We start from the raw sequence: 26,183 nt of genomic DNA, 5'->3' as shown, positions 1-26,183 counted from the left end.
CATGCGCACACGCGGGCCGGGCGCGCATACCCCCGAACGGCTCGTCACGGCCAGAGGCGCTCGCGGACCCAGCCTTCGCTCGACTTCCGGTACCGCAGCCGGACGTGCCGCCGGTCGTGGCTGGCCTGCCAGAACTCGGCTTCGTCCGGGTCGACGAGGTACCGCGTCCAGGTTTCCGGGGCCGCTTCGGGGTTCTCCGCGACCCAGCGCTCCGCCTGCGCGGCCGCCGCGTCGAGGTCGGCCGGGTCGTGCAGCACCTGCGACTGGTGCCCGATGAACGCTTCGACGCGCGACGCCGGCGGCCGGGCGAGGAAGTCCGCCGCGGACACCTCGGGCGCGGCGGGGGACACCGGGCCGCGCAGCCGGACCTGGCGGCCGCGGCCGGGCCAGAAGAACGTCAACGCGGCACGCGGGTCCTTGCGCAGCTGCATGCCCTTCGGGCTCTCCGAGCTGGTCGCGACGGCCCAGCCGGCCGGGCCGACGTCCTTGAGGATCACCACCCGCGCGTCCGGCGCCCCATCGGCGTCCACTGTGGACAGCGTGACGGCGTGCGGCGCCAGCACGTGCTCGCCGGCCTCGGTCAGCCACTCGATGAAGAGCGCCTGCGGGTCCGCCGGCGCCGATTCCGGCGTGAAGACGGGAAGTTCTTCGGGGAACGACGGCCAGCCGCGCAACTGCACCATGTCAGTAACCGTACGGGCCCTGGTGCGGCTGGTGCCCGGGCGGTGGGTACACCGGCGGCTGCGGGCCGCCCGGGCCGACGACCGGCGGCGGCGGGACCTGCGGCATCGGCGGGTGCTGCTGCGCCTGCTGCCACTGCACCTGCTGGTAGACCTCGGCGGGCTGCGGGAAGCAGTAGGTCAGCTTGGCGTTGATCGAACCGTGCATCGCGGCGCCCCAGAACTTGCCGCCGACGAACGCGTGCAGCTGCCCGGCGGAGAGGTCCACCGCGACCATCCGCGTCTCGCCGCCGAACTGGTTGCCCGACTTGGCCGACGCCGCCTGCGCGGCGTCCGGGTGCACGCGGCCGCCGACGAGCCCGGCGATGACCACGGACGTCGCCGTCAAGCCCATGGTGCCGACGAGGTTCGCCCGGGCGTGCTGCGTGGCGCGGCCGGTGAAGTCGTACAGCGCGGCCGCGCTGACCTCCGGCACGGCCGCCGCGACCACGCAGTAGTTCAGCGTCGAGAGCAGCACCGACTCGGTGAACAGCCCGACGACGGCCGTGGCGGGGCCGATCGGCACGGTGTTCAGCCGGCCGCCGGCCCGCTGGATGCGCTCGGCCATCGCGCCGAGGTACTGCTCGGGGGTGAGCACGCGGCCATCGTCTCACGCGGCCGTCAGCCAGCGGTTTCCACACATGCTTCGTGGTTGACTGTCCGCGCTATGCGACGACTCGTACTTCTCGCGCCCGCCGTGGCCCTGCTGGCCGGCTGCGGCGCCACCACCGTGACCGGCACCGCGACGCCCAGCCCGCCGTCCGCGTCCACCGCCGCGGGCACGGCGTCCGGTGGCCTGCCCCCGGACCCCCAGCCCGGCGCGACGGAGGATTGCCCGTACCTCGACAGCGAGTTCGTGGCCGACTCGAACGGCCAGCACGTGTCGAAGGTGCGCGTGTCGGCGGACCAGCCGCACCCTGCGTGCTTCTTCTATCGCCCGGACGGGAAGGTCCAGCTCACCGTCCGTGTGTACGTCGGGGACGCGAAGACGGCGACGGCGCTGGTCAACAAGGCGGCGCCGCTGGACTCGTCGAACCCCGCGAGCGACCCTTCCGGCTGGAAGGGGGGCTATTTGTCGGCCGACACCGGCGCCGTCTACGCGGTCGCGAAGGGCGGCACGGCGGTCATCGCGACCACGAACCAGAAGCAGAGCGTGAAAGCACGCACAGTGGTCAAGAAGACTATCTCCGCCCTGAAGCTCTAGGTAGCGACCTCCACACGGGTGAGTGATGTTGATCTTGTATTACCCTGTGCGTCACGCGCAGGCTTCGTGGACTCGCGCACCGCAGCCACCGGGGAACCCCCACCCCGGGGCGGGGCACCAACTCTGCAAGGACAAAGGACAAGATTCGTGGCTGACACCCTCAAGGAAATCCTGCTCGACTCCAGCCGTCGCCCGGCTGTCGTTTCCGACTTCGAGACCCTCGTGGACGCCGAGGTCTCGGACAAGGGCGGCGTTTCGGGTGCCGTTGTGAAGACCGGCTTCGCCGCGGTCAAGAAGATCAAGCCGGGCATCATCCCCTCGGCCGTCGACACCCTGCTGCCGGACTTCGCGTCCGCGCTCGAGCCGTTCTACGGCGACTACCGCGCCAAGGGCGGCAACGACTTCGGTGCCTACCTGTCCAGCCGCTCGGACGAGGCTTCCGACGCGCTGCTGAGCGTCACCGACACGCGCGCGGAGAAGAGCAGCCGCGACAGCATCAAGAAGGTCTACTCGAAGCTGCGCCCGAACGGCAAGAAGAACGTCGAAGAGGCGCTGCCGCGGCTCGGCCAGCTGATCGACAAGCACGCCGCTGCCGTCTGATCGGTTCCCAGGCACGACTGAAGAGGCCCCCGGCTGCACCCCCGGGGGCCTCTTCGCGTCGTGTTCAGTTCTTCTTTTCGGCGGGCGCCGGAGAAGGCGCCTTGCCGTTCGCCTGCGGGGTCGGCTTCGCCGCTTCGGCCGGCTTCGGCGCGGGCGGGGTGGCCTTCGGCGGCGCGGGCGCGACCGGCGGCTCCTGCTTCGAGCGGAGGGCGTAGGCAGCGCCGGCGCCGACCACGACCAGGCCCAGCAGCCACGGCCACTTGCGACGGCTGCGGGTGCCCTTGGCGGCCGACTTGGCCTCGGACAGCGCGGCGTAGAAGTCCTTCTTCGCCGCCTTGAAGTCCTTCTTGCCGCGGCGCTTCGAGTCGCCGGCCGCCTTCGCGGCCTTGATGGCGGCCTTCTTCGCCTTGCGACCCGGCTTGCGCAGCTCGGACAGGCGCGCGAGCGCCTCCTGGCGAGCGGCCTTCGAGCTCTTCTTGAGCTCCTTGCGGGTCAGTTCCGTCTTCTTCGCGAGCTGCTGCTGCGCGCGCCGCCCCTGCTTGACGCCCTCGGTGACGAGTTTGTCGGCGGTCTCGACGGCCTGGGCTGTCGCCCGGGACATGGGCTTCACCTCTTCATTCGTTTCGGCACTGCTCTGTTACCCGTAACCTATCGTGCCCCTTTTCCGCGCCGCCCGCCCGCAGATGGCACGATGAGGTCCGTGAAAGCTACGCTGCACACCAATCAGGGTGACATCCACCTGAACCTGTTCCCGGACCACGCGCCGAAGACGGTCGCGAACTTCGTCGGGCTCGCGGAGGGCACCAAGGAGTACACCCAGCCGAACGCGGCGGGCACGAACTCCGGCCCCTTCTACGACGGCTCGATCTTCCACCGGGTCATCGACGGCTTCATGCTGCAGGGCGGCGACCCGACCGGCACCGGTCGCGGCGGCCCCGGCTACAAGTTCGGCGACGAGTTCCACCCGGAGCTGCAGTTCAGCAAGCCGTACCTGCTGGCCATGGCGAACGCCGGGCCGGGCACGAACGGCTCGCAGTTCTTCATCACCGTCGCGCCGACGACCCACCTGAACTTCCGGCACACGATCTTCGGCGAGGTGGCCGACCAGGAGTCGCGCACCGTCGTCGACGCCATCGCGCGCACCTCGACCGGCCCGGCGGACCGTCCGCTGACCGACATCGTGATCGAAAAGGTCACCGTCGAGCACTGAGGCTTGCCGACGCGGGTTTCGGTAGGTTGGTGACATCGTGAACCAACCGCCGAACCCCGCCGCCGAGCAAGCCGCGCTGCCCGGGTGCTGGTGGCACCCGAACCGCCCGACCGGACTGAGCTGTTCCCGGTGCGGGCGTCCGGCGTGCCCGGATTGTCTCCGCGAAGCCCCCGTCGGCTTCCAGTGCACCGACTGCGTCCACGCCGGCGGCCAGGAGCAGCGCCGTCAGCACCGCGAGTACCAGGAAGCGGGCCTCGGCCAGCGGACCGTCTTCGGTGCGCGGCTCTCGCAGTCCGTGCTCGTCACCCAGGTCATCCTCGCGGTGAACGTCCTGGTCTACCTGTTCACGGTCTTCCAGGCGAAGAGCCTCAACGACAACGACGCGTCGAACGCCTTCCAGCGCGGCAGCCTCTACGTCACCGCGACCCTGGGCCACGACGAGTGGTGGCGGGTCCTGACCAGCGGGTTCCTGCACTACGGGCCGATCCACGTCGCGGTCAACATGTTCTCGCTGTGGATGATGGGCCGGGCGCTGGAGCAGGTCTGCGGCCGCGGCCGCTACCTCGCGCTCTACTTCGTCTCGATGCTCGGCGCGTCCGCCGCCGTGCTGATCTTCGACCAGGACAGCCCACCGACGGTCGGCGCGTCCGGCGCGCTGTTCGGCCTGATGGGCGCGTACGCGGTGCTCGTGCTGAAGCTGCGGCTGAACCCGACCGGGCTGATCATCACGCTCGCGCTGAACGCCTTCATCACGTTCGGCATCTCGGGCATCTCGATCTGGGCGCACGTCGGCGGCCTGGTGACCGGGGCGCTGGTCACCGTCGCCCTGCTCTACGCGCCGCAGGTCAACCAGGCGCGGTGGCAGGCCATCGGCCTCACGATCATCGCGCTCGCCCTCGTCGGCCTGCTCGCCTACCAGGCGAGCACGTTCGGGACGGCGAGCTGCGGCTTCGTCCCCTACCGGGGCGTCCCGACCTACTTCTGCGCCTAGCTGCGCGCCCGTAGCGTGCTGAGGACGTCCAGGACGTCCCGCGGGTCCTCGCCGAGGTCGAGCCAGCCGAAGACGTACAGCTGGTCGTCGTGCTCGACCTCGAGCGTGACGCCGTCGCGGCCGAGCCGCCTGGTGGTGCGCAGGCGGGTGCGGGTCTGCGCCCACGGCAGCCGGTGGGTGCCACCCAGCGTCCGCGCGGCCAGGCCTTCGGGGCCGGCCGCGAGCCGCGGCCGCACGACGGTGGCGTGGGCGGCGAACGCGCCGACGGCCACCGCGGCGAGGGCGAACAGCACCAGCCCGCCGCGGTCGCCGCTGAGGGCGTCAGCCACCACACCGGCAAGCAGCAACGCCGTGACCACCCAGGCCGATACCACAAGCGCCTGGCGAGGCGCCCACGAGGTGGGGTAGTTATCCACAGGGGTTATCCACACTGGGGATGAGTCACACCGCTGTAATTCGACGTCAAGCCGCCGAACGGAGTAAAGATCAGCGCCACCGCATCGTCATCAGCAGACCGGCGATCATCAGCGCGAACCCGCCGGCGAAGTTCCAGTTGCCCAGGTCGGCCATCCAGGAGATCTTGTCCCCGGCGATGTAGTTGACCAGCAGCCACACCAGGCCGAGCAGCATCAGCCCGAACATCGGGATCTTCCAGGCGAGGCCGGTCGGGCCTGCCGCCCGCACCTTCACCGGCGTGCGCCGGTCGGCGGGCGGGGTGTACGCCGTCTTCTTGCGGACCTTGGACTTGGGCATCGTGTGTTCCTCGCGGTGCTCTTCGGGCTCGTCTGGTGGCGATGTCCCGCTGAGGGTGCGCAACCAGCGCCACGTGCACACGTTAACGTAAACGACCGCAGGAAAGCAGCGGCCAGGAGTGGTCGGATTTCCCGGACCGTGACAACGGCGTCACCCAGGTGAACCTTATTCAGCCGTCGGCCGGCACGAGGGTCACCACAGGTGGCAACGTGCGGTCCGTGGCGCCGTCCTAACCAGAATAAGGTTCAGGGTTCGACGCGGCTTGAGAGGAGCTTGCGTGGCTACGCGCGAAGGACCGGATGACGACCGGCGCAGGAACCCCGGTCAACCCGTGCCGCACCGTCGTCCCGGCCCGCCCCCGCGCGGCCAGGTGCCGCCCCCGCGGCCCCAGGGCCAGCCGCCGCGGCGTCCGCCGGGCCCGCCGCCCCGCCGCTACACCAGCCCGCCCCCGCCACCCGGGGCGGCCGAGGAGACCGTCGTCTTCGCCCCGGTCGGCAAGGGCGGCACGGCGACCAAGGAGAAGCCCGCCCCGGCCCCGCTCGGGAAGGGCGGCGTCGCGATCCGGACGGCCGGCGAAATCCTCATCACGCTCGGCCTGGTCGTGCTGCTGTTCATGGTCTACGAGCTGTACGTGACCGACCTGTTCTCGGCGGGCAAGCAGTCCGAGGCGAGCGACCAGCTCGACGGCGAGTGGGCGCACGACCGCACGCTGCACCCCGAGCTGGTCGACGGCAAGGCGTTCGCCCGCATCCACATCCCCAGCTTCGGCGTGGACTACAACTTCACGATCCAGGAGGGCACCGACGACGCCGCCCTCGAGGTTGGCCCCGGCCACTACAAGGGCACGGCGCTGCCCGGCGAGCCCGGCAACTTCGCGGTGGCCGGCCACCGCGTCGGCAAGGGCGCCCCGTTCAACGACCTGGACAACCTCTCCTCCTGTGACCAGATCGTGATCGAGACCTCCACCGACTTCTACATCTACAAGGTCCTGCCCTACGACGACGAGATGAAGGACTGGGCCACCGGTAAGGGCGCCGACCCCAAGTGCAAGGGCGTCTCGACCCTGCGCGACGGAGGCGCCGAGGGCGGTGGCGCCTACAGCGAGACCTTCGGCCGCAAGGTCGTGCTGCCCAGCCAGGGCACCGCGGTGAACCCGGTTCCGTACAAGGGCGAGGACGTGCTGCCGAAGGCCCAGCAGGCCGCGCTGCTCACGCTCACCACGTGCCACCCGCAGTTCTCCGCCCGCGAGCGGCTCATCATCACGTCGGTGCTGACCCAGCAGGTGCCGAAGAACCAGGTCAAGAACTACGGCGACCTGCTCTCGAAGATCGGGGAGGCCTGATGTACGCCTGGATCTGGCGGAAGCTGCCCGGTCCGTTCGCGGCGAAGCTGACGATCGCGGTCGTCCTGGCGCTCGGCGTGATCGCGCTGCTGATGTTCGTGGTCTTCCCCTGGCTGGAACCGCGGCTGTGGTTCAACCAGGTCGCGGTCAACTGAGGTCCGGCGGCTACCCGGCCTCCGGCGCACCGGTGGCAGAGCCGGGCGCGCCGGAGGCGGGTGGCTAGCAGTCCCGCAGTTCCGGGCTCTGGTTGAGCAGCTGGCCCCGCGGCGAGACGAACGCCCGGTACCGCTCCCCGTCCGTTTCCGACTGCCGGAACACCGCGACCCGGTGGCAGTTCTGGAAAGCCAGCTTGACGCCGAAGTGGCGTTCGAGGCCGCCGCGGATGGCGTCCGAGGCCAGCGCGCGCAGCAGCTGGCCGCGGGCGGCCTCGCTCGGCGGCGGGGTCTCGTTGTCGGCGAACCCGTCCGGTGCGCCCTCGGCGTCGGCGATGACGCCGGTGATGACCGCCCAGGCGTACGGCAGGGATTCCTTGACGCAGGTGACGAACTCGGCGTCGGTGACCTCCCCGCGCTCGGCCTTCTCCAGCAACGCGGGTGACACGTCCAGGGACATCGAACCTCCAGTTTGAGCAGGGCCACCCTCTTGGCTACCGGCCGGGTGACCCCGCCACAAGAGAAAACGATGATCATCACCACTTTGGTGGAAGCCTCACTCCCAGCGGAACAACCGGGCCGCGAGGGCCGTGCCGAGGACCGCGAAGGCGGCGAGCGCGGCCAGCTGCAGCGGCTGGACGCCGCTGCCGACCCACGCGTCCTGCAGCGGCTGCGAGCCCGGCGGCACGTAGTCGCCGATCCGCTGCAGCACGGCCGGCAGCAGCGGGCGCGGCAGGTACACGCCGCCGAAGAACATGATCGGGACGAACGTGACCATCGCGAGCGCGCCCGCGCTCTTGGCCGTGCCGGCGATCGAGGCCGTGATCAGGCCCAGCGAGAACGTCGAGAGCACGCCCAGCAGCAGCGTCAAGGCGAACGTCAGCGGGTGCTTCGGCAGCGGGACGTCGTAGACGGCGTTGGCCAGGCCCAGCACGAGCGCGATGCCGGCCAGCGCGACCACGACGTGGATCACCAGCTGCGCCACCAGCAGGTTCGCCGGGTGCACCGGGGTCGTGGCCAGCCGCCGCAGCACGCCCTGTTCGCGGTAGGTCGCGACGGCGGCCGGGATCGACTGCAGGGCCAGCAGTGCCAGGCTGACGACGACCAGCGACGGCACCCAGGCGTCGATGAACCGGTAGCCGCCCGTCTTGTCGCTGGGCTCGGTCATGCCCGGGATCGCGCCGATCGCCAGCAGCAGGACCGACGGCAGCAGGACGCCGGCGAGGGCCATGAACGGCGACCGGAGGAAGACCTTCGCCTCGGTCGCGGTGATCTTGGTGAAGGTGCTCATCGGGTGCTCCTGGTCAGCGAGACGAACGCGTCGTCCAAAGTGGCGGCTCCGGCGGTGGCGCGGAGCTCGGCGGGGGTGCCGGTGGCGACCACGCGCCCGGCGTCGAAGATCGCGACGCGGTCGCAGAGCCGTTCGGCCTCGTCCATGAAGTGGGTGACGAGCAGGACGGTGACGCCGGTGGCGCGGACGCCTTCGACGAGCTGCCACGTTTCGCGGCGGGCGTGCGGGTCGAGCCCGGTGGTCAGCTCGTCGAGGATCGCCAGTTCCGGCTGACCTACCAGTGCCAGCGCGATCGAGACGCGCTGCTTCTGGCCGCCGGAAAGCTTGCCGAAGTAGCTGCGGGCGTGGTCGCGCAGGCCCAGCTGGTCGAGCAGGACGTCGACGTCGGCGGAGTCGGGGTAGAAGGACGCGAACAGCTCCAGGGCTTCGCGCACCCGCAGCTTCGCGGGCAGTCGGCTTTCCTGAAGCTGGACGCCGACGCGGCGGGTCAGCGCCACGTGGTCGGCCGCCGGGTCGAGGCCGAGGACGGAGATCGTGCCGCCGTCGGCCCGGCGCAGGCCCTGGAGGCATTCGACGGTCGTGGTCTTCCCGGCGCCGTTCGTGCCGAGGATGCCGAAGATTTCGCCGCGCTCGACGGTGAACGAAACGCCGTCGACCGCGACCCGGTTGCCGTAGCACTTGCGGAGGTCGGTGACTTCGATGAGTGGCATGGCGACAAAGCTACGAACCGGCGGCCGTTGTCGTAATGACGCTGAAACCCCAGCTCAGGTAGCGTTTTGCTGAAGCGGGGGTGGGGCTGGGCCCACCCCGTTCGTGGGGCTTCGGGCAGTGCGGTGGCGTGGCCGGTCCGGCGAAGATCCCGGGGAAGGAGGTGCCGGATGACGTACCTGCGTGCCATCGGCCGGGCGTTCGGGCTGGCTGCGATTTCGTTGCTCAGCTGGGTGGACGTCCTGCTCCAGCTGCTCACCTTCGCGTTGCTGTGCGTCGGGCTGGTCTTCTTCTTCGGCCCCACGCTCCTGTGGGCCCGTGGCCGCTCGGCGACCGTGCGCGCGCTGGCCGGGCGCTGGTGCGGCGTCGAGGTCGAAGCGCCGTACCGGCCCGAGCCGCCGGAGCCGGTGCGCGAACGCGACGGCTGGTACCGCGACGGCAACCAGCTCTACAAGCGGGCGTTCTGGATCAGCTGGCAGCACCGGCTCACCTGGGCGATGGAGGACCCGGCGACGGGCCGCGAATTCCTGTGGCAGCTGGTGAACCCGCTGGGCACGCTGCTGCTGCCCGTGGCCGCCCTCCTCGGCGGGCCGGTGGTCCTGCGCGGCTACGGCCGGTGGACGCGCTGGTGGATCGGACCGCGGCCCCCGGCCGAACCCACGCGCAAGAATTGGCTGCACCGGCACCTCGAAGCGCTGGGGTTCCAGGCGGGGCTGTTCGCGCTCGCCGTGGTGCAGCTGGTCTTCGCGATCCCGCAGCTGCTCCTGATGGTGGGGTTCATGCCGCTGGCGATCCCGGTCGTGCTGTGGTCCCGGACGGTCACCGACACCCTGCGCCGCGAAGCCGGGAACTGGACGGGGGTGCAGGTCCCGCGGCCGTACCTGCCACCGCCCGGGCTGCCGGTACCGCGCCCGGACGGGCTGTACCAGGTCGGCAAGCAGCTGCACGAAGAGCCGTTCTGGCCCGTCCAGCACGCCCGCATGCGGTGGATCCTGCGTGATCGGGCCACCTGGCGTGATCTCGCCGGCAGCGTGCTCTTCTCGCTGGGCTCGTTCGTCATGATCCTGCCGTCGATCGCGTTGGTCAGCCGGGGCTGCATCGGCCTCGGTGCGCTCTGGATCTGGCGGCCGTTCGTGTCGTCGCCCGTCAGGTGGTTCCCGGTACCCGAGGTGTCGACGCACCTCGGCGCGCTCGCGGCGACCCCCGTCATGGCGGCGATGATCGTCGCCGGGTTGGCGCCCGCGCCGTGGCTCCTCCACCGGCAAGCCCGGTTCGCCCGGCTGTGCTTCGGGCCGACCGAGGCGACGCGGCTCGCCCAGCGCGTCGAACGGCTGAAGCAGACCCGGTCCGATGTCACGGTCACGCAGGCCGCCGAGCTGCGCCGGATCGAACGCGACCTGCACGACGGCATCCAGTCCCGGCTCGTCGCGATGGGCATGAAGCTCGGCGCGGTCGAAGCCCTGGTCGACACCGATCCGGCCGCCGCGAAACGGCTCGCGGCGGAGCTGCGCGCGGCGTCGTCCGAGGCGCTCACCGAGCTGCGGGTGCTGATCCGCGGCATCCACCCGCCGGTGCTGTCCGAACGCGGGCTGCTGGACGCGATCCGGGCGCAGGCGCTGGACAGCCCGCTGAAGACGCAGGTCACCGGCTCGCTGCCGGGGCGGGTCGAGGAGCCGGTGGAGGCGTGCGTGTACTTCGCGGTGTCCGAACTGCTGGGCAACGCGGCGAAGCACGGCGCGAAGCGCGTGTCGATCGACGTGGAGTTCGACGACGGGTCGCTGACGGTGGTCGTCACCGACGACGGCCCGGGTGGTGCTAACCCGGCCCGCGGGTCGGGACTGCGGGGAATCGAGCGCCGGCTGGGCGGCTTCGACGGTAGGTTGACGCTGACCAGCCCGATCGGCGGCCCGACGAAGGCGACTCTGGAGATCCCGTGTCAGCTCGACCTCGAACCCTCGTCGCCGAGGACCAGTACCTCCTCCGAGACGGCTTGACGCACCTGCTGGCCGCGCACGGCTTCGACGTCGTCGCCGCGGTCGGCAGCGGTCCGGAACTGGTCGCGGCGTTGCGCGAGCACCGGCCCGAAGTGTCCATTGTGGACGTCAGGATGCCGCCGACCAACACCGACGAGGGCCTGCAGGCCGCGCTGGCCGCCCGCCGGGAGGTTCCCGGGCTGCCGATCCTCGTGCTCTCCCAGCACGTCGAGCAGCTGTACGCGCGCGAACTGCTCGCCGACGGCACGGGTGCGATCGGCTACCTGCTGAAGGACCGCGTGTTCAACGCCGAGCAGTTCATCGACGCGGTCCGCCGGGTCGCCGCCGGCGGCACGGTGATGGACCCCGAGGTCATCGCGAAACTGGTGGCGGGCAACGCCTCCGACCCGCTGGCCGCGTTGACCCCGCGCGAGCGCGAAGTCCTCGCGCTGATGGCGGAAGGCTGCTCCAACGCGGCCATCGCGTCCCGGCTGCACTTCAGCGAAGGAGCGGTCGGCAAGCACACGGCGAACATCTTCGCGAAGCTCGACATCACGGCTTCGGACGACACGAACCGCCGCGTGCTGGCCGTGCTGACCTACCTCGGCGCGGGAGCCTAGCCGCGCGAGATCCGGGTCATCTCCGCGCGCTCGACCACCTTGACCCGCTCGCGACCCGCCGCCGCGCCGAGCGACTTCTCGTGCGCGTCCAGGCGGCCCCAGCCGTCCCAGTTCGTGAACGGGATGCCCCGGGCCTCGAGGAAGTCCAGGATCGCGTCCGGGGACGCGTACTTCGGGGTGGCCAAGGTCGAAGCGTCCGCGAGGAGGCTCGCGACGGTCTCCGCCGCGTCGCCCTTCGTGTGGCCGATCAGGCCGATCGGGCCGCGCTTGATCCAGCCCGTCACGTACACGCCCGGCAGCTGGTTCTCGTCCAGGTCCAGCACGCGGCCCGCCTGGTTGGGCACGACGCCGGCCACGTGGTCGAACGGCAGTTCCGGCAGGTGCGACGACAGGTAGCCGACCGCGCGGTACACCGCCTGGACGTCCCAGTCGTGGAATTCGCCGGTACCGCGGACGGTCCCGTCGCCGGTCAGCTCGGTCCGCTCGGTGCGCAGGCCGGTGACGCGACCATCCTCACCGAGGACCTCGGCCGGCGAGTGGAAGAAGTGCAGGTGCAGCCGCCGCGGCCGGGTGCCCGGCTCCCGGATCGCCCACTCCTGCAGCGTCTTCACGACCATGTCGACCTGCTTCGACGCCCGCAGCGCGGCGATGCTGCCTTCGTCGAACTCGATGTCCTCGGGGTACACGATGACCTCGACGTTCGGCGAGTGGTCCAGCTCCCGCAGCTCCAGCGGCGTGAACTTGGCCTGCGCCGGCCCGCGGCGGCCGAACACGTGCACGTCTGTCACCGGGCTCGTGCGAAGACCCTGGTAGACGTTGTCCGGGATGTCGGTGGTCAGCAGCTCGTCCGCCGTCTTGGCCAGGATCCGCGCCACGTCGAGCGCGACGTTCCCGACGCCGAGGACCGCGACCGAAGTGGCGGTCAGCGGCCAGGTGCGGGGCACGTCGGGGTGGCCGTCGTACCAGGACACGAAGTCCGCGGCGCCGTAGCTGCCGTCGAGGTCGATGCCCGGGATGTCGAGCGCGCGGTCGGCGGACGCGCCGGTGGAGAAGATCACCGCGTCGTAGAATTCGCGCAGCTCGTCGAGCTTGATGTCGGTGCCGTAGTCGATGTTGCCCAGCAGCCGGATGTTCGGCTTCGAGAGCACCTTCTCCAGCGCCGTCACGATGCCCTTGATCCGCGGGTGGTCGGGCGCCACGCCGTAGCGGATCAGCCCGAACGGCGCGGGCATCCGCTCGAACAGGTCGATCGTCACGTCGGCGTCGGACTTGTCCAGGATGTCGGCGGCGTAGATCCCGGCGGGACCGGCGCCCACGACGGCTACACGAAGAGAACGGCTCACCCCCTCCACGGTAAGTTAGGGTGACCTTACTCGAAATGTGATTTGGCGTACGGTCCACGGACTGGGAGCCGGTAAGCTCGGCCCCATGCGCGTTCTCGTCGTCGACAACTACGACAGCTTCGTCTACAACCTGGTCCAGTACCTGGCCCAGCTCGGCGCCGACTGCACGGTCTGGCGCAACGACGTCGTGGACCTCGACCGCGTGCCCGAGTTCGACGCCGTGCTGGTCTCACCCGGCCCGGGCACCCCCGAACGCGCCGGTCAGAGCATGGACGTCATCCGCAAGTGCGCCGAGACGCGCACGCCGATGCTCGGCGTCTGCCTCGGCCACCAGGCCCTCGGCGTGGTCTACGGCGCCACCGTCGACCGCGCCCCCGAACTGCTCCACGGCAAGACGAGCCAGGTCCGCCACGAAGGCGCCGGCATCCTCGCCGACCTGCCCGGGGAGTTCACCGCCACCCGGTACCACTCCCTGACCGTGGTCCCCGACACGATTTCCGACGACGTCTTCGAGGTCACCGGGCGCACCGAGTCCGGCATCGTGATGGGCATGCGCCACCGCGAGCTGCCGCTGGAAGGCGTCCAGTTCCACCCGGAGTCCGTGCTCACCGAAGGCGGCCACCGGATGCTGGCGAACTGGCTGGCCGCGGCCGGCCACCCCGTGGACCCGGCCCGGGTCGACGAGCTCGAGCGCGCGACCAAGGCGCTCCAGAAGGCCGCTGTTGCGTGATCCGGCTGGCGGGGGTCGGCAAGCGGTACGGACGCGGTGACTTCGTCCTGCGCGACGTCGACCTGACCGTCGAGCCCGGGCGCGTCGTCGGCATCCTCGGCAGCAACGGCTCCGGCAAGTCGACGCTGCTGCGGATCATGGCCGGGGTCTCGCACGCGACCACCGGGACCCGCACCGGCACCCCGCGGATCGGCTACCTGCCGGACCGCTTCCCGGCCGGCCAGCGGATGGGTGCCCGCGCCTACCTGCGGCACATGGCCCGCATCCGCGGGCTCACCGACCTCTCGGGGATCGACCCGCTGCTCGACCGGCTCGCGCTCGTCGGCGGCCCGGCGGCGCCGCTGCGGACGCTGTCCAAGGGCAACGCGCAGAAGGTCGGGCTCGCGCAGGCCGTCATGGTCCGGCCCGACCTGTTGATCCTGGACGAGCCGTGGTCCGGGCTGGACGTCGGCACGCACGCGATCCTCGGCGAGCTCGTCGCCGAGACGCGGGCGCGCGGGGCGAGCGTCGTGTTCACCGACCACCGGCCGCAGGTGGTGCACGACCAGGCCGACGTCGTCCACCTGATGGCCGAGGGCCGGCTGACGGCGGAAAGCGCGGAGCCGACCACGCGGATCGTGCTGCGCGGCGGCGAACGCGGCTGGGCGGACGAGCCCGGCGTGCGGCACGCCGTCACCGAAGGACCGCAAGTGGTGCTCACGGTCGAGGTCGCGAGCGTCGACGCCGTGCTGCGGCGGGCGCTCGAAGACGGCTGGTCGGTGCGGGAGGTGGCGCCGTGCTCGCCCTGACGCGGTACTACCTGGCGCTGCTCGGCCATTCCCAGCGGTACCTGCCGGCGTTGCTGGCCTACCTCGCGCTGTGCGTGATCCTCTACGCCGACCCGCATTCGCCGCCGCTGCCGCTGTTCGGCGTGAGCGCCGGCGGGTTGCTGGTCGTGTCGTGCTGGCTGACGATCGCCCTGCTCGACATCGAGGACCCGGTGCAGCGCCTGGTGACGCTGAGCCACGCGGGCCAGTGGCGGCGGCTGGTCACCGCCGCGATCTTCACCGTGCTGGCCTGCTCGCTCGTGCTCACCGCGATCACCGAGGTGTGGTCGGCGATCAAGTCCTTCAAGGTCCAGCCCGCCGCGCTCGGCATCGGGCTGCTGGCGCACCTCGCGTGCGCGCTGCTGGGCATCGCGATCGCGCTGCCGTGCTCGCGGTTGCTGGTCCAGCGCATCGGCTGGACGGTCCTCGCCGCGGTGATCACGCTCGTCGTGGTGCTGCTGGCGAAGATCCCGCTGGTGCACCCGCTGCTGCACGCGCTGACCGACGACGAGCCCGTCGGCGGTCCGCTCGTCTTGGCGCTGGTCACGGCGGTGGCGGTGCTGGCCGTCAGCTTCTTCGCCGTTTCGGCACTGGTGCGCCGCCGGTCCTGACGGCAGATTGCCCAGTTCAGTTCCCCGACCGGGCTTCCAGCGGGGCCACGCGGCCGACTAAGGTTCGGGGCCTCTCCGGTTCCGGGTGAAGGGAGATCGGGTGACGGCTGGGATCGTCGCGATCACCGTCCCAAACTCCGGCGACGAGCTCCCGGAGCTCGCCGCCTGGCTGCGTGGCGAAGCCGAACTCCGCGGCCGCGTCCAGGTTTTCGACGCCGTCGTGGTCGGCGTTTCGAGCACCTCCGCCGGCGTCTTCTGCCGCTCGCTCTTCGCGTGGCTGACGCGGGGGCGGGAAGCCCGCGTGTCCCTGAAGGTCAAACGCTCGGGCGCCGCCGAAGAACTCGAGCTCGACTGCGGGGCCGCGAGTGACGCCGAGCAGGTTCTCGGTGCCGTACAAGGGTTTCTCGACAAAGCCTGAACAAACGAAAAGGCCCGCACGGTTTGCCGTGCGGGCCTTCTTCGTCAGGTCGGTCAGGGTACGCCCGGGGTCGACGGCGACGTCGGGAACGTGATTCCGCCGTTGCCCTCGGACACGGCCACCGTGATCGGCTGGTCCTTGTTGATCTGGGTCCCGGCCTTCACGCTCTGCTTGGTGACCGTGCCTTCCGGCTGACGGCTGCCGCGGTCGGACTGCTGCGTCAGCGTCTGGGTCCAGCCCATGCTCTGCAGCTTCTGCTGCGCTTCGTCGACCGGCATGCCCACCAGCTGCGGCATCTCGATCTGCGTCGAAGTCGGAGTGGTCGGACCCGTCGACACGGTCAGCGTGATCGTCTCGCCGACCGCCAGCTGACCACCGTTCGGGTTCTGGGTGATGACCGAGTCCTTCGCCACCGAGTCCGACGACTGGTCGACCCGCTTCGTCTTCCAGCCCGCGGCTTCCAGCGCCGCCTTGGCCTGCGAGTACGGCTTGCCGGTGAAGTCGGTGACCGTCTTGAGCTGCTTGGACTTGCCGACCGTGATCTTGACGCTGCTGCCCTGGGGGGCCTCGGTACCCGCGGCCGGGGTCTGGTTCTGCACCAAGCCGGCCTGGTTCGGGTCGTCGACCTCGGTCTCCTGGACGTTCGGGTCGAGGGTCAGCTTGGCGTCGGTGAGCGCCTGCTCGGCCTGCTCCTTCGTCTTGCCCTTGAGGTCCGGGACGCTGGACTTGCCCGGCGCGGCCCCGACGTACAGCGCGATCTTCGTGTTGGTCGCGACCGAGACGCCGGCCGACGGGTCGGTCTTGATGACCTTGTTGATGTCGTCCGGGCTGCACTCCGGGTTGCCGTCGGTCGGCTGCACACCGCAGGTCACGTTCTTCGTCTCGATCGTGCCGTCGAAGCCCCTGCTCTTCAACGTGTCCCGCGCCTGGGGCACCGTCTGGTGCGTGACGTCCGGGATCGCGACCGTGGCGTTGGTGTTGCTCTTGAACGAGCCGGCCAGCCACATGATGAGCAGGACGGCGCCCAGCACGAACACCGCCGCGATCGCGGCGAGGATCGTGCGGCGACGGCGCTTGGCCCGCGGGTCTTCGTCGTCCGGCTCGGTGTATTCGTCGTAGCGCTGCGGCTGCCGCCGGTCGGCGTTCATCACCTGCGTGCGCTCGTCCTCGGACATCACCATCGGCGCCACCGGGCGCTGGCCCGAAAGCGTGCGCACCAGGTCCGAGCGCATCTCCGCCGCCGACTGGTAGCGGTTCGCCGGGCCCTTGGCCAGCGCCTTCAGCACGACGGCGTCCAGCTCCGGCGCCACCGCCGGGTTCACCGACGACGGCGGGTTCGGGTCTTCGCGGACGTGCTGGTAGGCGACCGCCACCGGGGAGTCCCCGGTGAACGGCGGCTCGCCGGTGATCAGCTCGTACAGCACGCACCCGGCGGCGTAGACGTCGGACCGCGCGTCGACCGACTCGCCGCGGGCCTGCTCCGGCGAGAGGTACTGCGCCGTGCCGATGACCGCGGCGGTCTGGGTCATGGCGGACTGGCCGTCGTGCATCGCGCGCGCGATGCCGAAGTCCATCACCTTGACCGCGCCGTTCTTCGTGATCATCACGTTGGCCGGCTTGACGTCGCGGTGCACGATGCCGTGGCGGTGCGAGAAGTCCAGGGCCGCGCAGACGTCGGCCATGACCTCCATCGCCCGCTTCTGCGACATCGGGCCCTCGGTCTTGACGATGTCGCGCAGCGTCCGGCCTTCGACGTACTCCATGACGATGTACGGCAGCGGCCCGAACTCGGTGTTCGCCTCGCCGGTGTCGTAGACCGCGACGATCGCCGGGTGGTTCAGCGCGGCAGCGTTCTGCGCCTCGCGGCGGAAGCGCTCCTGGAACTGCGGGTCCCTGGCGAGGTCGGCACGGAGGATCTTGATCGCGACTTCCCGGCCGAGACGCACGTCGTGGCCGTGATGGACCTCGGACATGCCTCCGTAGCCGAGCGTTTCGCCCAGCTCGTACCGGTTGGAGAGCAGTCTGGGTGTGCTCATCTCTGGGTGCCGTTCCATTCCGTCCAAGGTGTGGTCATGATGCCGTGCCGGCCATCGTCGGTTGTGCCGGGAGGGCTCGCCGAGCCGGCGCCGGAAGCCGCCGGCTCTTCCGCGGGCGCCTGTCTGCCCGGGACCACCTGGCTCTGCGTCTGCCCGTTGTGCGGTGGCGAGCCGTTGCCGCCGCCCAGCATCTTCGCCACCAGCACGATGCCCGCTACGAGGACAACGAGCAGGATCGCCGCGAGGAGCGCCCACCAGCCCCACTGCGTCTTCTTGCGTGCGGCCGGCACCATGACCTGCCGCGGGGCGGGCCGGGACGGCGGGCCGATGGCGGCCATCGGGTTCATCGCCGGCGAGGGCGGGCCAACCGGCATCTGCTGCTGCGGCGGCGGGAGCTGCTGCGGGGGAATGGGTACCGGCATCGACGGCGGCGGCTGCTGCGGCACGTGCTGCGGCACCACCGGCTGCTGGCCCGTCGTGTAGGTGGCGTTGACCAGCCCGGACGGCGTCGGCAGCGGCTGCCCGGCGCGGACCGCGGCGACGGCGGCCGCGAACTCGCCGCCGTTGTTGTAGCGCTGCCGCGGATCCTTGACCAGCGTCGCCTCGATCACCGCGCGCGCCGCGGGTGGCACGTCCGGCGGCAGCGGCGGCGGGATGTCGCGGATGTGCATCATCGCGACCGTCACGGCGTTCTCGGACAGGAACGGCCGGTGCCCGGCGAGGCATTCGTAGCCGCACACCGCCAGCGAGTAGACGTCGGACGCCGGTTCGGCCGGGTGCCCGAGCGCCTGCTCCGGGGCGATGTAGTGCGCGGTGCCCATGACCATGCCGGACCGGGTGACCGGGGCCGCGTCGGCCGCCTTCGCCACGCCGAAGTCGGTGATCTTCACCTGGCCCGCCGACGTCACCAGGATGTTGCCCGGCTTGACGTCGCGGTGGACCAGGCCGTGGGAGTGCGCGGCCTGCAGCGCGTTGCCCGCCTGCTCGAGCATGTCGAGCGTGAACTCCGCCGACAGCCGCCCGTGCTTGGCCAGCAACCCGGCCAGCGGGTCGCCGTCGACGAGCTCCATCACGAGGTAGGCGATCGAGAGGTCGCCGTCGAAGATGGTCTCGCCGTAGTCGTGCACCGCGGCGATGCCGGGGTGGTTCAGCGACGCCGTCATCCGCGCTTCCGTGCGGAAGCGGTGGAGGAACTCGGCGTCCCCGGAGAGTTCGGCCTTGAGGATCTTGACGGCCACGGTCCGGTCGAGCCGGGTGTCGCTGGCCTGCCAGACCTCGCCCATCCCGCCGACGGCGATCCGGCTCGTCAGCTTGTAGCGGTCGGCCAGCAGCTGACCGGAGGACAGCATGCGCTATCCACCCCCGAGCTTCGCGTTGATGGCCGCGCGGCCGATTTCCGCCGCGACGGTGCCGCCGGTGGCCGCGAGGCCGCGGTTGCCGCCGTCCTCGACGATAACGGCGACCGCGATCTGCGGGTTGTCGACCGGGGCGAAGGCGGTGTACCAGGCGTGCGGTGCGGTGTTCTTGGAGTCCGTGCCGTGCTCGGCGGTGCCGGTCTTCGACGCGATCTTGACGTCGTCGCGCTTGCCACCGCCCTTGGTGAAGCCCTCGGATGCGACCATCATGTCCTTGAGGATCGCGGCGTTCGACGACGACAACGCCGGGGTGCCGGTGAGTTCGGTGGGGCTGTAGTCCTCGATCGTCGACAGGTCCGGTGCCAGCACCGACTGCACCAGCTGCGGTTTCATCGCCATCCCGCCGTTGGCCACGGTGGCCGCGAGCAGGCAGTCCTGCAGCGGCGTCAGCCGGACGTCGCGCTGGCCGATGCCGCTCTGGAAGAGCGCGCCCTGGGAGTCGAGCGGCCCGACGGTCGACGGGGCGACCTTCATCGGCACCGTCAGGTCGGTCTGCCCGATGCCGAAGTTCGCGGCCGTCTTCTTCATCTTGTCCGGGCCGAGCTGGCCGGCGAACTCGGCGAACGGCACGTTGCAGGAGTGCGCGAGCGCGTCCCGGAACGTGTTGCCCGGGCAGGCTTCGCCGGCGTAGTTCTCCAGCGTCACGTTGGTGCCGGGCAGCTTCGTGTTGGACGCCGTGCTGACCTGGGTGTCCGGGCCCTTGCCGTCCTCGAGCACGGCCGCCGCGGTGACCAGCTTGAACGTCGACCCCGGCGGGTAGGTCTCGGAGATCGCCCGGTTCAGCATGGGCTTCTTCTCGTCCTTGTTGAACGCGGTCCAGGCGTCGGTCTGCGCCTTCGACGTGTGCGAAGCGAGCTGGTTCGGGTCGTACGACGGGGTCGAGACCATCGCCAGGATCCGGCCGGTGCTCGGCTCCATCGCGACGACCGCGCCGGTGTAGCCCTTCTGCGTCATCAGGTCGTACGCGGCCTTCTGCACGGCCGGGTCGATGGTCAGCCGGACGTTGCCGCCGCTGGGGTCGCGGCCGGTGACCATGTCCGACAGCCGCCGCACGAACAGCCGCGGGTCGGAGCCGTTGAGGACGTCGTCCTCGGCGCGCTCCAAGCCGCCGGCGCCGTAGTTGATCGAGTAGTAGCCGGTGACCGGCGCGTACATCGGACCGTCGGCGTACGTCCGGATGTACTTGTACTTGTCGTTCGACGGGTTGATGCTGGCCAGCACCTCGCCGTTGGCCTGCGACACGATCTTGCCGCGCTGGCGGGCGAACTCGTCGTAGAGCACGCGCGCGTTGCGGGAGTCCGTGCGGTAGTCGTCGGCCTTCACGACCTGGATGTAGGTGGCGTTGGCCAGCAGGAGGACGACCATCACGAGCATCGCCATGCCGACCTTGCGGAGCGGGGTGTTCATGCCTGGGCGCCCCCGTCCGCCGGCGGGCGCTGCACGAGCACGGTGTGCGCTTCCGCGATCGGGGCCTGCGGCTGCTGCCGCGGCTTCGGGCGCGCGGCCGGCTTGCGGGCCGCGTCGGAGATGCGGAGCAGCAGCGCGACCAGGATGTAGTTCGCGAGCAGCGACGAACCACCCTTGGACAGGAACGGGGCGGTGATACCGGTCTCCGGGATGAGTTTCGTGACCCCGCCGACGACGACGAAGATCTGCATGACCATGGTGAACGCGAGCCCGCCGCCCAGCAGCTTGCCGAACGTGTCGCGCACGGCCAGCGCGCTGCGCATGCCGCGCATCGCGACCAGCAAGTACAGCATCAGCACCGCGGCGAGCCCGATGAAGCCGAGCTCTTCGCCGATGGACGCGGTGATGAAGTCGGTGTTGGCCTCGGGCACCATGTCCGGCCGCCCGGCGCCGAGCCCGGTGCCGCCGACGCCGCCGGTGCCGAGCCCGAACAGGCCCTGGGCGAGCTGGTAGCCGCCGCCCGCCTGGTCGTAGGTGGCCAGCGGGTCCAGCCAGTTCGCGACGCGCTGCTGGACGTGCCCGAAGAGTTTGTAGGCGATGACGCAGCCGACCGCGAAGAAGCTGAGCCCGAGGACGACCCAGATGGCCCGCTCGGTCGCGACGTACAGCATCACCAGGATGACGCTGAAGAACAGCAGCGACGTGCCGAGGTCCTTTTCGAACACCAGGATGCCGATGCAGGCGAACGCGGCGATCAGGATCGGGCCGAGGTCGCGGGCGCGCGGCAGCTCGACGCCGACGAGCTTCTTGCCCGCCACCATGAACAGGTCCCGCTTCGACACCAGGAACGACGCGAAGAAGATCATCAGCAGGATCTTCGCGAACTCGCCCGGCTGGATCGAGAAGAACGGCAGCTTCAGCCACACCTTGGCGCCGTTGACTTCGGACAGGCTCGACGGCAGCAGCGCGGGCAGCGCCAGCGCGCCGATCCCGACCAGGCCGGCGGTGTAGCCGTAGCGGGTCAGCGTGCGGTGGTCGCTGACCACGATCAGCACGACGACGAAGAACACCAGCGAGATGACCGTGAACAGCACCTGCGCGGTGACGGCGGCCGTGTAGTCCTTGCCCTGCTGCGTGGCGCGTTCGGCCAGGGCCAGGTCGATCCGGTGGATCATCACCAGCCCGATGCCGTTCAGCAGCGCGACGCAGGGGAGCAGTACCGGATCGGCGTACGGCGCCCACTTGCGCACGGCCAGGTGCGCCGCGGCGAAGATCGCGAGGTAGGCGAGGCCTAGCCAAATGATCGACCAGGTCAGCTCCTGCTCCTGGTTCGCCTCCACCAGCACCAGCGCGATGGTGACGATGGCCGCGGCGAACCCGAGCAGCACGAGTTCGGTGTTGCGGCGGGTCGGGACCTCGCGCGGTGGGTTCGTCTGGAACTGCGCGGCAAGCGGTTCGGCGGCGCGCGCGGCAGGCTGGCTCATCAGTTACCGCCTCCCGTCGTCGGTGCCGTCGAACTCGGCGTCGAGCAGTCCCTCCCCGCTGGCTGGTTCGCCGACGACGGAGCAGTGGAGCCGGCCGGAGCCGACGGGGTCGTCGTCGGCGTGACCGAGGGGCTCGGCGCCGGGGACGGCTGGCCGCCCGCCGGCGCGCAGTTGTTCAAGCGCTTGCGCAGCTGCAGGAAGTCGTCGATGTACTTCCGCGCTTCGTCGAGGCTGTCCTTCTTGACGCCGTTCTGCACCGCCAGCCGCGCGTCCTCCTGGAGCTGGGTGACGCGGAGCTTGTCCGTGCACACCTGGCTCGGCGGGCAGGACCCCTGCTCGTAGGCGTGCAGGTCGATGCCGAGAATGCTGCCGGGGACGCCGCGGTAGATCACGACCTCCCCGTCCGCTCCCTCGCCGACATAGTACTGACTCAGCACGAAGTAGCGGGTCGCGATGGCGGCCGCGGCGAGCACCACGAGGACCACCAGCGCGCCGGCGAGCCAGCGGAACCGCTTCCGGCGCCGGGCCCGCGGGTCTTCCTGCGGCTGCGGCAGTTCCGGGCGCGGCTGCGGCGGCGGCTGGGTCAGCGCCCTGGCCCGGGCCGCGGGCGAGTCGCCCTGGTGCCGTTCGTCGCTGCCGTCCCCGGCGGCGCCGCCCACGATGGGCGCGTCCTCGCCGAAGTCGACGTCGACGACGTCGGCGATGATCACCGTGACGTTGTCGGTGCCGCCGCCCTTGAGCGCCAGCTCGATCATCCGGTCCGCGCACTGCTGCGGGTCCGGGATCTGCACGGCCTCGGCCAGCGTCTCGTCGCTGACCATGCCGGACAGGCCGTCGGAGCAGATCAGGTACCGGTCACCGGAACGCGCTTCGCGCACGGTCAGGCTCGGCTCGACCTCGTGCCCGGTGAGCGCCTTCAGCAGCAGCGACCGCTGCGGGTGCACCGCCGCCTCTTCGGGCGTGATCCGGCCCTGCTCGAGCAGTTCGTTGACAAAGCTGTCGTCACGGGTGATCTGGGCGAACTGGCCGCCGCGCAGCAGGTACGCGCGCGAGTCGCCGACGTGCACCAGCCCCAGCCGGGTGCCGGCGAACAGGACGGCGGTGAGCGTGGTGCCCATGCCGTCCAGGTCCGGGTCCTGCGAGACCAGCTCGGCGATCGCGGCGTTGCCGTTCGCCACCGCCTCGCGCAGCTGGGCGAGCAGGTCGTCGCCCGGCTCGTCGTCGTCGAGCGGGGCGAGGGAGGCGATGACGACCTTGCTGGCGACTTCGCCCGCCGCGTGCCCACCCATGCCGTCGGCGAGCGCGAGCAGGCGAGGGCCGGCGTACACGGAGTCCTGGTTGCTCGAACGCACCAGGCCCCGGTCGCTGCGGGCTGCGTAGCGGAGGACGAGAGTCATGGGCGAAGCTCGATCACCGTCTTGCCGATCCGGATGGGGACTCCGAGCGGGACCCGGAGGGGTGCAGTGACCTTAGCCCGGTCCAGGTACGTCCCGTTCGTCGAGCCCAGATCTTCCACGTACCAGTCCTCGCCGCGCTGGGCGATCCGGGCGTGCCGGGTCGACGCGTAGTCGTCGTCGAGGACCAGCGTGGAGTCGTCGGCCCGGCCGATCAGGATCGGCCGGCCGTCCAGCGCGATGCGCGTCCCGGCGAGCGCGCCGTGGGTCACCAGCAGCTGCTGCGGCGACTTGCTGTTGCGCGGCTTCTTCTCCTTCTTGCGCCCGAAGGTCGGCACCTGGACGCGCATGCCCGACGCCGCGTAGAGGTCCGAGCGCACGACTCGGAGCGCGGCGAACACGAAGAGCCAGAGCAGCACGAGGAAGCCCACCCTGGTGAGTTGTACGACCAGCTCTGGCACTTGGTGTGTCCGCTCCCGACTCTTCCGCGCAGCCGCGACGCGGGTACGCCGCGGTCCCCCCGCACGTCAATTCTGCGGGAACAGTATTCCGTGTCCCCAGTCAGCCCTGTGTACGGAACACGAGGGACGAGTGGCCGACCCGGATGACGTCGCCGTCGGCGAGCTGCCAGGTCTGGACCGGGGTGCCGTTCACGGTCGTGCCGTTCGTCGACCCGATGTCGGCGAGCGTCGCGCTCTGGCCGTCCCAGGTGATCTCCAGGTGGCGGCGCGAGACGCCGGTGTCCGGGAGGCGGAAGTCCGCGTCCTGGCCGCGGCCGACGACGTTCCCGCCCTGCTTCAGCGAGTAGGTCCGGTTCGAGCCGTCGTCCAGCTGCAGGCTCGCCGCGAGCTGGCGGCCCGGCGCGGGCTGGCCGTAGCCGCCCTGCTGGCCGTACGGGTCCGCGGCCGGCTGGCCGTACGCCTGCTGCTGGCCGTACTGGTCGTACCCGGCCTGCTGCTGGCCGCCGTACTGGTCGTAGCCACCCTGCTGGTAGCCGCCCTGGTCGTACCCGCCGCCCTGCGGCTGGGCGTACCCGCCCTGGTCGTACCCGCCACCCTGGGGCTGCGCGTAGCCGGCCTGGTCGTAGCCACCACCCTGGGGCTGGCCGTAGCCCTGGTCGTAGCCGGCCTGGTGCTGCTGCTGCTGGCCGTACTGGTCGTAGCCGCCACCCTGCTGCGGCTGCCCGTACTGGTCGTAGCCACCACCCTGGTGCTGCTGGCCGTACTGGTCGTATCCACCCTGCTGGCCGTAACCCTGGTCGTACCCGGGCTGCTGGCCACCCTGCTGTCCGTAGCCGTACTGGCCCTGCTGGCCGTACGGGTCACCCTGGTCGTATTGGCCGTAGCCGGGGGGCTGGCTCATTGCTGGGTCTCCTGCGTTGCTGGGTCGTGCCGACCGCGGTGAACCGGCGCCTGAGGGGCGGGCGTCGGGATCGACGGACGAACGGGTCTTGAACTGTCCAGTATGCAGCGCCTCGTTGCGCTCGAGTGATACGACGACGTCACCATAGGTGTCCAGGCCTTCGGCGGCGAGGTGTTCCGCCACCGCCTTCGCGAGCACCTGGGTGACCCGTTGCTCGTCACCGGCCATGCGCTCGTGGTCAGCCGCCCCCAGCGACACGATGTAGTGATTGGGGGCGAGCTGCCGACCGCCTGCCAGCTCACGAACGTTCTCCTCACTCTCCCGCTCGAGGGCGATCGCCACTTCCTGCGTGACGACGTTGCCACCGAACATGCGCGCGAAAGTGTTCCCCACCAGGTTCTCTAGTCGCCTGTCGAATCGTTCGGCGCGGCCCACCGGGGAAAACCTCCTCACACGTGTGCTTCCGCATCGATCCTATCCGGGTGAGCGATCCTCTACACGGCCCCCGGTGAAACCCGTTCAAACGACCTGCTAGTCTTCTCCTCGCTGCCGCAAGGAAGCACTCGGGCGAGTGGCGGAATGGCAGACGCGCACGGTTCAGGTCCGTGTGTCCGAAAGGACGTGAGGGTTCAACTCCCTCCTCGCCCACGCTGTTCAGGGGCCCGATCGCTAGCGCGATCGGGCCCCTTCCCATTTGCCTTGTTTCTCCCGGGGGGCCGAGCCCCCCGGACCCCCCACGGTGCCTTCCCTCGCGTTCCAGCGTGGTCCGGAAGGCGTAGTGCGTGGGGGCGGGGGTGGGCTACGTCACCCTTGTTCGCCCTGGGCGAAGTTAGGCCGTGTGGGTGGTCAGCCAGTCCGCGATGATGTCTGCGCGGCTTGTTGTTTCGATTCCTGCGTGGGGGCAGTCGGGGCCTGTGGCTTCCAGGGCTACCAGCTCGGTGCCTGAGAAGTAGGGGGCGCCGGAGTCGTAGGTGCACGCGCTCGTCGTGATCTCCGGGGCCGCGCCGCGGACGCCCAGCGTTGTCGAGTCCACCTTTGCCACCGACACCGTGCCCTGCTGGAGGCGGGTGGCCGGCTTCGGGTCCGCGGCCGTCAGGCTGCCCCAGCCCGCCAGCGTCAGCTGCTGGCCCACCTTCGGGGCGGCTCGGCTCACCGTCAGGGGCGTCACCGTGGTCACGGGGGAGTCGAGGCGGACCAGGGCGACGTCGTTCTCCTTGGCCTGGAGCACCTCGGTCGCCCTCCGGGCGATGCCCGATTCCGTGGCTTCGTCGGTCAGGCCCAGCGTCACCGTCGTCGGGTACGGGATCTTGCCCGAGACGCGGTTGCGGCTCGCGTCGTGGAAGCAGTGGCCGGTCGTCACGACCCAGCCGGGCGCGACGAGCGCGCCCGTGCAGTAGCTGCTGTACGTCGAGCCGTCCGGGCGCGGGATCTTCGTCATCGCGAGCTTCGCGACGAATTCGTCCTGCCCCGGTGGGACGTCGGAACCGTGCGCGACGGCCCAGGCGGCGGGAGCGGTGGAGATGGTCAGAACGGCAGCGGCGAGCAGGGCGCGCAGGCGCATTTCTCCCCTTCGTCGAATCGGTGGTCGACGTTCGACGTTAGGGCCGCCGCCGC

29 protein-coding genes and 1 tRNA gene are annotated in these 26,183 nt (G+C 70.5%); 13 read left to right on the top strand and 17 right to left on the bottom strand.

Annotated features, from left to right (window positions below):
- Nucleotides 1–44: 44 nt before the first annotated feature.
- Nucleotides 45–683 carry a pyridoxal 5'-phosphate synthase gene (locus tag ACLJPY_RS08385; RefSeq protein ID WP_410587437.1) on the bottom strand — a complete coding sequence of 213 codons (639 nt, stop codon included), beginning with the start codon at nucleotides 681–683 and terminating at the stop codon, nucleotides 45–47.
- Between the two features lies 1 nt (nucleotide 684).
- On the bottom strand, nucleotides 685–1,317 hold the full coding sequence (locus ACLJPY_RS08380; protein WP_410587436.1) for a hypothetical protein: 633 nt from the start codon (nucleotides 1,315–1,317) through the stop codon (nucleotides 685–687).
- A 69-nt stretch (nucleotides 1,318–1,386) separates the two neighbouring features.
- Here ACLJPY_RS08380 and ACLJPY_RS08375 point away from each other — a divergent pair, with 69 nt between their 5' ends.
- Together ACLJPY_RS08375 and ACLJPY_RS08370 are read left to right on the top strand one after the other, a co-directional pair.
- Nucleotides 1,387–1,923, top strand: coding sequence for a DUF2020 domain-containing protein (locus ACLJPY_RS08375; protein ID WP_410587435.1), 537 nt, complete (start codon nucleotides 1,387–1,389; stop codon nucleotides 1,921–1,923).
- Nucleotides 1,924–2,070: 147 nt separating this feature from the next.
- Nucleotides 2,071–2,523 (top strand): DUF6918 family protein, encoded by a 453-nt coding sequence (locus ACLJPY_RS08370; protein WP_410587434.1) that lies wholly within the window; start codon nucleotides 2,071–2,073, stop codon nucleotides 2,521–2,523.
- A gap of 64 nt (nucleotides 2,524–2,587) precedes the next feature.
- On the opposite strand, the gene ACLJPY_RS08365 is transcribed toward ACLJPY_RS08370, so the two are convergent.
- Nucleotides 2,588–3,124 carry a hypothetical protein gene (locus ACLJPY_RS08365; protein ID WP_410587433.1) on the bottom strand — a complete coding sequence of 179 codons (537 nt, stop codon included), beginning with the start codon at nucleotides 3,122–3,124 and terminating at the stop codon, nucleotides 2,588–2,590.
- A gap of 90 nt (nucleotides 3,125–3,214) precedes the next feature.
- Here ACLJPY_RS08365 and ACLJPY_RS08360 point away from each other — a divergent pair, with 90 nt between their 5' ends.
- Both ACLJPY_RS08360 and ACLJPY_RS08355 read left to right on the top strand, forming a co-directional pair.
- Nucleotides 3,215–3,733 (top strand): peptidylprolyl isomerase, encoded by a 519-nt coding sequence (locus ACLJPY_RS08360; protein WP_410587432.1) that lies wholly within the window; start codon nucleotides 3,215–3,217, stop codon nucleotides 3,731–3,733.
- A 37-nt stretch (nucleotides 3,734–3,770) separates the two neighbouring features.
- Nucleotides 3,771–4,724 (top strand): rhomboid family intramembrane serine protease, encoded by a 954-nt coding sequence (locus ACLJPY_RS08355; RefSeq protein ID WP_410587431.1) that lies wholly within the window; start codon nucleotides 3,771–3,773, stop codon nucleotides 4,722–4,724.
- Here ACLJPY_RS08355 and ACLJPY_RS08350 read toward each other — a convergent pair.
- Nucleotides 4,721–5,053 (bottom strand): PH domain-containing protein, encoded by a 333-nt coding sequence (locus tag ACLJPY_RS08350; RefSeq protein WP_410587430.1) that lies wholly within the window; start codon nucleotides 5,051–5,053, stop codon nucleotides 4,721–4,723. The genes ACLJPY_RS08355 and ACLJPY_RS08350 overlap by 4 nt on opposite strands.
- A gap of 157 nt (nucleotides 5,054–5,210) precedes the next feature.
- A complete protein-coding gene (gene crgA / locus ACLJPY_RS08345; RefSeq protein ID WP_043787021.1) occupies nucleotides 5,211–5,477 on the bottom strand; it encodes a cell division protein CrgA in 267 nt (88 codons plus the stop codon).
- A gap of 277 nt (nucleotides 5,478–5,754) precedes the next feature.
- On the opposite strand from crgA, the gene ACLJPY_RS08340 reads away from it, so the two are divergent.
- Nucleotides 5,755–6,819: a class E sortase gene (locus ACLJPY_RS08340; protein ID WP_410587429.1), complete on the top strand. Its 1,065-nt coding sequence runs from the start codon at nucleotides 5,755–5,757 to the stop codon at nucleotides 6,817–6,819.
- Nucleotides 6,819–6,974, top strand: a complete 156-nt coding sequence (locus tag ACLJPY_RS08335) for a hypothetical protein (RefSeq protein WP_410587428.1) — start codon at nucleotides 6,819–6,821, stop codon at nucleotides 6,972–6,974. Before ACLJPY_RS08340 ends, ACLJPY_RS08335 begins: the two co-directional genes overlap by 1 nt.
- 64 nt (nucleotides 6,975–7,038) lie before the next feature.
- Here ACLJPY_RS08335 and ACLJPY_RS08330 read toward each other — a convergent pair whose 3' ends face one another.
- From ACLJPY_RS08330 to ACLJPY_RS08320, 3 genes are all read right to left on the bottom strand, one after another.
- Entirely contained in the window at nucleotides 7,039–7,431 is a 393-nt protein-coding gene (locus ACLJPY_RS08330) for an SCO5389 family protein (protein WP_410587427.1), read from the bottom strand.
- A 96-nt stretch (nucleotides 7,432–7,527) separates the two neighbouring features.
- Entirely contained in the window at nucleotides 7,528–8,262 is a 735-nt protein-coding gene (locus tag ACLJPY_RS08325) for an ABC transporter permease (protein WP_410587426.1), read from the bottom strand.
- Nucleotides 8,259–8,972, bottom strand: coding sequence for an ABC transporter ATP-binding protein (locus tag ACLJPY_RS08320; protein ID WP_410587425.1), 714 nt, complete (start codon nucleotides 8,970–8,972; stop codon nucleotides 8,259–8,261). The genes ACLJPY_RS08325 and ACLJPY_RS08320 overlap by 4 nt, the downstream gene beginning before the upstream one ends.
- Nucleotides 8,973–9,140: 168 nt before the next feature.
- Here ACLJPY_RS08320 and ACLJPY_RS08315 point away from each other — a divergent pair, with 168 nt between their 5' ends.
- Together ACLJPY_RS08315 and ACLJPY_RS08310 are read left to right on the top strand one after the other, a co-directional pair.
- Nucleotides 9,141–10,964 carry a histidine kinase gene (locus ACLJPY_RS08315; protein WP_410587424.1) on the top strand — a complete coding sequence of 608 codons (1,824 nt, stop codon included), beginning with the start codon at nucleotides 9,141–9,143 and terminating at the stop codon, nucleotides 10,962–10,964.
- Nucleotides 10,904–11,563, top strand: a complete 660-nt coding sequence (locus tag ACLJPY_RS08310) for a response regulator (protein ID WP_410587423.1) — start codon at nucleotides 10,904–10,906, stop codon at nucleotides 11,561–11,563. The genes ACLJPY_RS08315 and ACLJPY_RS08310 overlap by 61 nt, the downstream gene beginning before the upstream one ends.
- Here the strand turns inward: ACLJPY_RS08310 and ACLJPY_RS08305 are convergent.
- Complete coding sequence (locus ACLJPY_RS08305) at nucleotides 11,560–12,879, bottom strand: FAD-dependent oxidoreductase (protein WP_410587625.1); 1,320 nt, start codon at nucleotides 12,877–12,879, stop codon at nucleotides 11,560–11,562. The two genes, ACLJPY_RS08310 and ACLJPY_RS08305, sit on opposite strands and share 4 nt — an antisense overlap.
- A 112-nt stretch (nucleotides 12,880–12,991) precedes the next feature.
- Between ACLJPY_RS08305 and ACLJPY_RS08300 the strand changes: the two genes are divergently transcribed.
- The 4 genes from ACLJPY_RS08300 (at nucleotide 12,992) to ACLJPY_RS08285 (ending at nucleotide 15,471) form a co-directional block, all read left to right on the top strand.
- A complete protein-coding gene (locus ACLJPY_RS08300) occupies nucleotides 12,992–13,636 on the top strand; it encodes an aminodeoxychorismate/anthranilate synthase component II (protein ID WP_410587422.1) in 645 nt (214 codons plus the stop codon).
- The gene (locus ACLJPY_RS08295; RefSeq protein WP_410587421.1) at nucleotides 13,633–14,424 is read left to right on the top strand and encodes an ATP-binding cassette domain-containing protein; all 792 of its coding nucleotides are present in this window, start codon (nucleotides 13,633–13,635) and stop codon (nucleotides 14,422–14,424) included. The genes ACLJPY_RS08300 and ACLJPY_RS08295 overlap by 4 nt, the downstream gene beginning before the upstream one ends.
- A complete protein-coding gene (locus tag ACLJPY_RS08290; RefSeq protein ID WP_410587420.1) occupies nucleotides 14,412–15,053 on the top strand; it encodes a hypothetical protein in 642 nt (213 codons plus the stop codon). The genes ACLJPY_RS08295 and ACLJPY_RS08290 overlap by 13 nt, the downstream gene beginning before the upstream one ends.
- A gap of 100 nt (nucleotides 15,054–15,153) precedes the next feature.
- Nucleotides 15,154–15,471, top strand: coding sequence for an effector-associated constant component EACC1 (locus ACLJPY_RS08285; protein ID WP_410587419.1), 318 nt, complete (start codon nucleotides 15,154–15,156; stop codon nucleotides 15,469–15,471).
- A 53-nt stretch (nucleotides 15,472–15,524) separates the two neighbouring features.
- Here the strand turns inward: ACLJPY_RS08285 and pknB are convergent, their stop codons facing one another.
- From pknB to ACLJPY_RS08250, 7 genes are all read right to left on the bottom strand, one after another.
- Nucleotides 15,525–17,507 carry a Stk1 family PASTA domain-containing Ser/Thr kinase gene (gene pknB / locus ACLJPY_RS08280; protein WP_410587418.1) on the bottom strand — a complete coding sequence of 661 codons (1,983 nt, stop codon included), beginning with the start codon at nucleotides 17,505–17,507 and terminating at the stop codon, nucleotides 15,525–15,527.
- Nucleotides 17,504–18,856 carry a serine/threonine-protein kinase gene (locus ACLJPY_RS08275; RefSeq protein ID WP_410587417.1) on the bottom strand — a complete coding sequence of 451 codons (1,353 nt, stop codon included), beginning with the start codon at nucleotides 18,854–18,856 and terminating at the stop codon, nucleotides 17,504–17,506. The genes pknB and ACLJPY_RS08275 overlap by 4 nt, the downstream gene beginning before the upstream one ends.
- Nucleotides 18,857–18,859: 3 nt before the next feature.
- Nucleotides 18,860–20,329, bottom strand: a complete 1,470-nt coding sequence (locus tag ACLJPY_RS08270; RefSeq protein WP_410587416.1) for a peptidoglycan D,D-transpeptidase FtsI family protein — start codon at nucleotides 20,327–20,329, stop codon at nucleotides 18,860–18,862.
- Complete coding sequence (locus tag ACLJPY_RS08265; protein WP_410587415.1) at nucleotides 20,326–21,813, bottom strand: FtsW/RodA/SpoVE family cell cycle protein; 1,488 nt, start codon at nucleotides 21,811–21,813, stop codon at nucleotides 20,326–20,328. Before ACLJPY_RS08265 ends, ACLJPY_RS08270 begins: the two co-directional genes overlap by 4 nt.
- Complete coding sequence (locus ACLJPY_RS08260; RefSeq protein ID WP_410587414.1) at nucleotides 21,813–23,210, bottom strand: protein phosphatase 2C domain-containing protein; 1,398 nt, start codon at nucleotides 23,208–23,210, stop codon at nucleotides 21,813–21,815. Before ACLJPY_RS08260 ends, ACLJPY_RS08265 begins: the two co-directional genes overlap by 1 nt.
- Complete coding sequence (locus ACLJPY_RS08255) at nucleotides 23,207–23,668, bottom strand: FHA domain-containing protein FhaB (protein WP_003079002.1); 462 nt, start codon at nucleotides 23,666–23,668, stop codon at nucleotides 23,207–23,209. The genes ACLJPY_RS08260 and ACLJPY_RS08255 overlap by 4 nt, the downstream gene beginning before the upstream one ends.
- Before the next feature lie 100 nt (nucleotides 23,669–23,768).
- On the bottom strand, nucleotides 23,769–25,004 hold the full coding sequence (locus tag ACLJPY_RS08250; protein WP_410587413.1) for a DUF3662 and FHA domain-containing protein: 1,236 nt from the start codon (nucleotides 25,002–25,004) through the stop codon (nucleotides 23,769–23,771).
- Nucleotides 25,005–25,134: 130 nt separating this feature from the next.
- On the opposite strand from ACLJPY_RS08250, the gene ACLJPY_RS08245 reads away from it, so the two are divergent.
- Nucleotides 25,135–25,217, top strand: a tRNA-Leu gene (locus ACLJPY_RS08245).
- A gap of 181 nt (nucleotides 25,218–25,398) precedes the next feature.
- Here the strand turns inward: ACLJPY_RS08245 and ACLJPY_RS08240 are convergent.
- Nucleotides 25,399–26,130 (bottom strand): trypsin-like serine protease, encoded by a 732-nt coding sequence (locus ACLJPY_RS08240; RefSeq protein WP_410587412.1) that lies wholly within the window; start codon nucleotides 26,128–26,130, stop codon nucleotides 25,399–25,401.
- Between the last annotated feature and the right edge of the window lie 53 nt (nucleotides 26,131–26,183).

This window comes from Amycolatopsis sp. lyj-23 (assembly GCF_046549135.1).
GTDB lineage: Bacteria > Actinomycetota > Actinomycetes > Mycobacteriales > Pseudonocardiaceae > Amycolatopsis.
The sequence above is the reverse complement of the archived record's forward strand: the minus strand, read 5'-3'. Positions and strand labels throughout refer to the sequence as shown.

What these genes read in the sequence shown, in the direction of transcription:
- ACLJPY_RS08385 (WP_410587437.1), bottom strand. Translation starts at nt 683, where the DNA reads ATGGTGCAGTTGCGCGGCTGGCCGTCGTTCCCCGAAGAACTTCCCGTC.
- pknB (WP_410587418.1), bottom strand. Translation starts at nt 17,507, where the DNA reads ATGAGCACACCCAGACTGCTCTCCAACCGGTACGAGCTGGGCGAAACG.
- ACLJPY_RS08375 (WP_410587435.1), top strand. Translation starts at nt 1,387, where the DNA reads ATGCGACGACTCGTACTTCTCGCGCCCGCCGTGGCCCTGCTGGCCGGC.
- ACLJPY_RS08360 (WP_410587432.1), top strand. Translation starts at nt 3,215, where the DNA reads ATGAGGTCCGTGAAAGCTACGCTGCACACCAATCAGGGTGACATCCAC.
- ACLJPY_RS08270 (WP_410587416.1), bottom strand. Translation starts at nt 20,329, where the DNA reads ATGAACACCCCGCTCCGCAAGGTCGGCATGGCGATGCTCGTGATGGTC.
- ACLJPY_RS08240 (WP_410587412.1), bottom strand. Translation starts at nt 26,130, where the DNA reads ATGCGCCTGCGCGCCCTGCTCGCCGCTGCCGTTCTGACCATCTCCACC.
- ACLJPY_RS08335 (WP_410587428.1), top strand. Translation starts at nt 6,819, where the DNA reads ATGTACGCCTGGATCTGGCGGAAGCTGCCCGGTCCGTTCGCGGCGAAG.
- crgA (WP_043787021.1), bottom strand. Translation starts at nt 5,477, where the DNA reads ATGCCCAAGTCCAAGGTCCGCAAGAAGACGGCGTACACCCCGCCCGCC.
- ACLJPY_RS08315 (WP_410587424.1), top strand. Translation starts at nt 9,141, where the DNA reads ATGACGTACCTGCGTGCCATCGGCCGGGCGTTCGGGCTGGCTGCGATT.
- ACLJPY_RS08300 (WP_410587422.1), top strand. Translation starts at nt 12,992, where the DNA reads ATGCGCGTTCTCGTCGTCGACAACTACGACAGCTTCGTCTACAACCTG.
- ACLJPY_RS08365 (WP_410587433.1), bottom strand. Translation starts at nt 3,124, where the DNA reads ATGTCCCGGGCGACAGCCCAGGCCGTCGAGACCGCCGACAAACTCGTC.
- ACLJPY_RS08330 (WP_410587427.1), bottom strand. Translation starts at nt 7,431, where the DNA reads ATGTCCCTGGACGTGTCACCCGCGTTGCTGGAGAAGGCCGAGCGCGGG.
- ACLJPY_RS08320 (WP_410587425.1), bottom strand. Translation starts at nt 8,972, where the DNA reads ATGCCACTCATCGAAGTCACCGACCTCCGCAAGTGCTACGGCAACCGG.
- ACLJPY_RS08265 (WP_410587415.1), bottom strand. Translation starts at nt 21,813, where the DNA reads ATGAGCCAGCCTGCCGCGCGCGCCGCCGAACCGCTTGCCGCGCAGTTC.
- ACLJPY_RS08275 (WP_410587417.1), bottom strand. Translation starts at nt 18,856, where the DNA reads ATGCTGTCCTCCGGTCAGCTGCTGGCCGACCGCTACAAGCTGACGAGC.
- ACLJPY_RS08325 (WP_410587426.1), bottom strand. Translation starts at nt 8,262, where the DNA reads ATGAGCACCTTCACCAAGATCACCGCGACCGAGGCGAAGGTCTTCCTC.
- ACLJPY_RS08260 (WP_410587414.1), bottom strand. Translation starts at nt 23,210, where the DNA reads ATGACTCTCGTCCTCCGCTACGCAGCCCGCAGCGACCGGGGCCTGGTG.